Here is a 5,492-nt window from a genome sequence, read left to right as displayed (position 1 = left end):
CGGCGGTCCCCGCGGGGCTCGCCGTCGCGGATCCGGAGGGAGAAGGAGTCTCGGCCGCTTGGCACCTGCCGCGGTGCCACCGACGAGGGCCGTCACAACAGCTGCGGTACAAGCGAAATACGAAGTGCGGGACCCGCGGCTGTGCCTTTGTTGGTGTCCTGGGCAGGTGCGTCCCCGGCAGGTGTGTCCTCGCCCAGGGGGTCCTTGTCGGTTTCATCGGCGGTGCCTTTGCTGGCGGTCTCCGGGGAGTTTCCGGTGGTTACGCCGCCCCGCGGACCGTTGGGGCGGCCGCCCCGGCCCTTGGTGAACTTGCTGACGAACGGCAACGCCGCACCCGCGACAATGAGGATCGCGCCAATGACGATGAGCGGTACGGCCCACGGCATGGTGGCATCATTGGCGAATGTAATGGAGACCGACGACGGCGCCGGCTTGGTTCCGTCGCTCGCCAGAAGGAGGGACCAGTTGCCGCTCGCGGGAGGGGTGAAGGTGTACTCCAGCTGTCCGTCGGCGTTCTCCGTTTGGACCCACAAGTCCGATCCGGCAGGAGAGGGGGCGTTTGCTTCGCCGTCGGTGCCTGCAAGCTGGAGGGACTTGCCGTCCTCGGAGACGCCGTTGATGGTGTTGTGGGCGGTCTTGCCGACCCACGCATCGACGTCATCCGGACGTCCCACAGCCAACACGAACTTGCCGTCGCCCTTGACGCTGATCTGTCTCGGACCGCCCTTGTGGGTCAACACGTCTTGGGTGATCACCGTCAGCGGAGCGGCTTTGGAGTCGCCAGGGGCGGACGCGGTTACGGTCTCGGCCGGGGCCCAAAAGGTCAGCTGGCCAATGCCGGCCAACAGTGTCAGCAGGCCAAGCAGCACCAGCGAAACTGCAGTCTTCAATCGCACAGGAATACCAATCATCAGCGGTCGTTGAACTTCAAGGGTAACGGTTTTGTTACCAAGGAGTCAGTTCGGGGTCCTCCCAGAGGGCTTCCCGCCGGAGGGCTTACCCTCTAGAATTCGGCAATTCCGGCCTGCTGATAGTGTGGCGAACAACATGACATCGGGCACCCCTCGAGCCTGACCGCGGAACGAAAAGGCAGCTGAAACACGTGAAAGAGCGCAAGGATCCCACACCCGCCGAACAAGGGCCCGGCACCAGCCCGGGTGGCTTGGATGATGGGTCTGCCCAAGACGGCAGGGATCACGGCGAGGGCCTGATGGCGTCCTTCGTGCGCCGCCTCCGCCAGCCCATTCCCGGCGCCCAACCGCGGGTCCGTTTCGAAATGCCTCCCGAACTTGAGCACGATGCAACCGCCGAACCCGCCTTGGATGAATCCGACGGCCCGCGCTTCGGTTCCCCTGGCCCGAGGATGTCCGCGCAACACCCGCTGTATGTCGGCTTCATGGGCACGGCCGGCGTCGGCGTCGCCCTCATGCTGTACTACATCGGCACCAACACCGCCCAACTGCTGTTGTGGATCGTGACGGCCCTGTTCATTGCCTTGGGACTTGACCCTGTGGTCCGCGGGCTCGAAGAGCGCAAGGTGCCGCGCCCGGCCGGCGTCGTCATCGCCGTCGGGGTCCTCGTTGCCGGAGTGGCGGCGTTTTTCGCCACCCTGATCCCCACCATCGTGGAACAGGTCTCACAGATCGTCCGGCAGGCTCCGGACTGGATCCGGGGCTTCGTGGATTCGGATTTCTTCCGCTCCCTGGACAGCCAATTCGGCGTCCGCGACAAGATCAGCCAGGAACTCGACAAGTTCGTCAAGAACCCGGACGCCATGGGCGGTATCTTCGGCGGCGTCGTCGGCTTCGGATCCACCGTGGCCAACGGGGTCTTCGGGACGCTGATCGTCCTGGTCCTCAGCCTCTACTTCCTCGGTGCCCTGCCTGCCATGAAGAGATGGGGATACAGGCTCGCACCACGGTCGCGCAGGCCCCGGGTGGAAGCGCTATCCGAAGAAATCACGCGCTCGGTGGGCAACTACGTGATCGGCCAGGTCTGTGTTGCCTTGCTCAACGCGCTGTTCGCGTTCATCGTCATGAGCATCCTGGGCATTCCGTTCAGCGTCCTGTTGGCGTTCGTGGTTGCCCTGCTTGCCTTCATCCCCTTGGTAGGCGGGCTGATTGCCGCTGTGGTGGTCATCCTGGTGGCTTTGACCGCCGGCTGGCAGACCGCCGTGATCTACGCCATCTGCTACTTCGCCTATCTGCAGTTCGAGGCCTACTTCATCTCTCCGCGCATCATGCAGAAGGCAGTTGCCGTCCGGGTGCTGTCGCCGTGATCTCGGTGATCGCGGGCGGCAGCCTGCTGGGCGTGCTCGGTGCATTGATCGCCATCCCGACGGCCGCAGCCATCATGCTGCTGATCAAGGAAGTCTTCATCGTCCGCCAGGACCGCCACTGAGCGGTGGCTGTTAAACCGTAGCCATTAGGCCGTGGCCACTGGGCCTGCCCACTGGCGAGGCAAGCCATGGGGTCCTGCACCGGCTTCCGTCACGTCGTCCACAATCTCGTCCAAAACCCGGGCAGCGTACTTCTCGCCGACCCACAAGTGCTTGGCGCCGTCGATCCCCACCACCCGGGCCTGGGGCACCAAACTGAATCGTTCCGCGGCCTCGGCGGGCTGAAGATAGTCGTCGTGTTCCGGAACCAGGACCGTCAGCGGCTTTCCCGAAGCAGCCCATTCCTTCAAATGCACGTCCGTTGCACGGTGCAGCGGCGGAGACAGCAGGACGGCGCCCTCCACTTGGGAAGCCACCGGTTCCACCGCACCGTACATCAAGGCCAGCTCGGTGCCGAAGGACCAGCCCACCAACCAGCGGTTCGGAAGCCCGCGCTCCACAGCGAAGCGAACAGCAGCCTCGACGTCGTACCGCTCGCCGATGCCCTCGTCGAAGTGCCCCTGGCTGGTACCCCGGGGCGAATGCGTTCCCCGCGTGTTGAAGCGCAGAACCGCGACGCCGGCCAGCGCCGGAAGCCGATAGGACGCCTTCCGGTAGACGTGCGAATCCATGAATCCGCCGTGCGTTGGCAGGGGGTGCAGGGTAATAAGGGTCGCCGAGATCTCGCCGGATTCCGGCAGCGCCAGCTCACCCACAAGCAACTTGCCGTCTTCGGTGCGGAATTCCACGTTTTCGCGGTGCGCCGGCAAAACGGTGGATGCCCTGATGTCCGTGGCAGACTCCGGCTGGCTGAAAACGAGGGAAGCGGGATCGAAACTCATGCTTCCAAGCTTAAGCGCTCAGCGGTATCTGTAGGTCCGGCCGGTCCAGCAGTTGTTGTGCCAGTGGCGGCGCTCCGCCAGGCCCGCGGCATCGCCGAAGAGGTGCGTCTCGGACCACACCACCAGGTGGGCGATGCCAGGCACGATGGCCATCGAACAGCCGGGACATATATACGTCTTCTCGGCATTGCGTGCGGTCATGGTCCGGACCATCCAGTCGCCGTCGGGGGCGCTTTCCCGGCGGGCGATGCCCGAGCGGGCACGTTCCAGGTCCAGTTCCGGCGACTCGCCTGTCCGTTTCCAGCTTGCTTGGCTGATTCGGTGCGTCGGGGGCGGTTGGAGCGGGGCATGACTCCATTCTGCCCCAGTCGCTAGTTGCGCGGGGCAGGGGATGCGGCAGAGGAAGTAAAGTGGAGCGGGTGCGACTCGTCATAGCCCGTTGTTCCGTAGATTACGTTGGCCGCCTCAAGGCCCACCTCCCCCTTGCCACCCGGCTTTTGCTCGTCAAATCCGATGGTTCGGTCCTGGTCCACTCCGACGGCGGCTCCTACAAGCCGCTGAACTGGATGAGCCCGCCCGCAACCCTCCGGGTGACGACGCCGGAAGAGACCGAGGTGGAAGAAGGCGTGGTGGAGCAGTGGACCGTGCAGTCGGCCAAGACCGATGACCGGCTCATCATCAACATCTACGAGCACCTCCATGACACGTCCCACGACCTCGGAACGGACCCCGGGCTCATCAAGGACGGCGTCGAGGCCGACCTTCAGCGACTGCTCGCCGAGCAGATCGAAACACTTGGTGCCGGCTATTCGCTCATCCGGCGCGAGTACTTCACTGCCATCGGTCCGGTGGACATCCTCGCCCGCGACGGCGACGGCAGGACGGTCGCCGTCGAACTCAAACGGCGCGGCGACATCGACGGCGTCGAGCAGCTCACGCGGTACCTCGAACTTCTCAATCGCGATCCGCTGCTGGCCCCGGTGCGGGGCATTTTCGCCGCCCAGCAGATCAAGCCGCAGGCGAAGGTCCTTGCCAACGACCGCGGAATCGACTGCGTCACCCTGGACTATGACGCGATGCGGGGCGTGGACGACAGCGAGTCCCGCTTGTTCTAGCGGTCCGGGCCCTCATGCAGGGTAAACCGGGCCAAGCGCGGGCCCCGGCAACTAGAATCAAAACATGACTGTCCCAGACCGGCCTGTATCTTCTTCTGCGCCTGTGCGCCACCTGATCACCGGAACCATCGTCAGCGACGGTGCGGTGATCGAAGATGGCCTGGTGGCGGTGGAAGACGACCGCATCGCCTTCGCCGGGCCGGCCGCCGAATTCCACGAAGCAGCCTTCGAGGGGTTCGAGGAAACTCCCCGGACCGATTTCCCCGCTGAACGGTATATCGTTCCCGGGTTCGTGGATGTGCACTGCCATGGCGGCAATGGAGGCGACTTCCCCGGCTGATGAATCGTCGGCGCGCAAGGCCATCGATTTCCTGCACCGCTCCGGAACCACCACGCTCCTCGCCAGCATGGTCACGGCGCCCCGGGAGGACCTGCTCCGCGGCATCGAGCTTTTCGTGCGCCTGGCCGATGAAGGACTCGTAGCGGGAATCCACCTTGAGGGGCCCTTCCTCTCGCACGCGCGATGCGGTGCCCAGAACCCTGCTTATTTGCTGGAACCGGACCTGGACCTCATGACGGAGCTCGTTGAAGCCGCTGCAGGCAAGCTCGCAACCATGACCTATGCCCCAGAGCTTCCGGGTGCCGCGGCACTCGTGGACTTGATGACGTTCCACGGAGTAACGCCGTCCCTTGGCCACACGGATTGCGACGACGCGACGGCGGCAGCCTCCCTCACTGCGGCGCGCGAGGGCCTGGAATCCGCCGGTTTCGACGGCGTCAGCTCTCTGCCCACCGTCACGCACTTGTTCAACGGCATGCCTCCCATGCACCACCGCTCCCCCGGCCCCGTGGCCGCCTCCCTTCGCACGGCCCAGGAAGGCAAGGCCGTGGTGGAACTGATTGCGGACGGCACGCACCTGGACCCAAGCACGGTCGCAACCGTCTTTCAGCTGGTAGGCGCAGCAAACGTTGTCCTCGTGACCGATTCGATGGCGGCGGCGGGACTCTCCGACGGAAACTACATGCTTGGCCCCTCCCCCGTGACCGTGACGGACGGCGTCGCTACCTTGGATGCCACGGGATCCATCGCGGGTGGCACCGCCACCATGCTCGACGTCGTCAGGCGCACGGTTGCGGCCGGCGTCGGGCTCGCCGACG

Annotated in this window: 3 protein-coding genes and 3 pseudogenes; 3 read left to right on the top strand and 3 right to left on the bottom strand. The window is 65.0% G+C overall.

Annotation, left to right across the window (positions count from 1 at the left end):
- Positions 1 to 92: 92 nt before the first annotated feature.
- Complete coding sequence (locus AHiyo1_RS03445) at positions 93 to 896, bottom strand: hypothetical protein (protein ID WP_340639276.1); 804 nt, start codon at positions 894 to 896, stop codon at positions 93 to 95.
- Between the two features lie 314 nt (positions 897 to 1,210).
- On the opposite strand from AHiyo1_RS03445, the pseudogene AHiyo1_RS03440 reads away from it, so the two are divergent.
- Positions 1,211 to 2,400 (top strand): annotated as a pseudogene (locus AHiyo1_RS03440) (AI-2E family transporter).
- A gap of 24 nt (positions 2,401 to 2,424) precedes the next feature.
- Here AHiyo1_RS03440 and AHiyo1_RS03435 read toward each other — a convergent pair.
- Complete coding sequence (locus tag AHiyo1_RS03435; protein WP_059387619.1) at positions 2,425 to 3,219, bottom strand: alpha/beta hydrolase; 795 nt, start codon at positions 3,217 to 3,219, stop codon at positions 2,425 to 2,427.
- An 18-nt stretch (positions 3,220 to 3,237) separates the two neighbouring features.
- A pseudogene (locus AHiyo1_RS03430) lies at positions 3,238 to 3,569 on the bottom strand (ATP/GTP-binding protein).
- A 69-nt stretch (positions 3,570 to 3,638) separates the two neighbouring features.
- On the opposite strand from AHiyo1_RS03430, the gene nucS reads away from it, so the two are divergent.
- Both nucS and AHiyo1_RS03420 read left to right on the top strand, forming a co-directional pair.
- Positions 3,639 to 4,334: an endonuclease NucS gene (gene nucS / locus AHiyo1_RS03425; RefSeq protein ID WP_059387620.1), complete on the top strand. Its 696-nt coding sequence runs from the start codon at positions 3,639 to 3,641 to the stop codon at positions 4,332 to 4,334.
- Between the two features lie 64 nt (positions 4,335 to 4,398).
- Positions 4,399 to 5,492: pseudogene (locus AHiyo1_RS03420) on the top strand (N-acetylglucosamine-6-phosphate deacetylase); the annotation flags it as partial.

Origin of the sequence: Arthrobacter sp. Hiyo1 (assembly GCF_001263615.2) — a bacterium.
In the GTDB taxonomy this organism is placed as follows: domain Bacteria; phylum Actinomycetota; class Actinomycetes; order Actinomycetales; family Micrococcaceae; genus Arthrobacter.
Note: the sequence above shows the minus strand (reverse complement) of the source record. Positions and strands in the feature narration are given on the sequence as shown.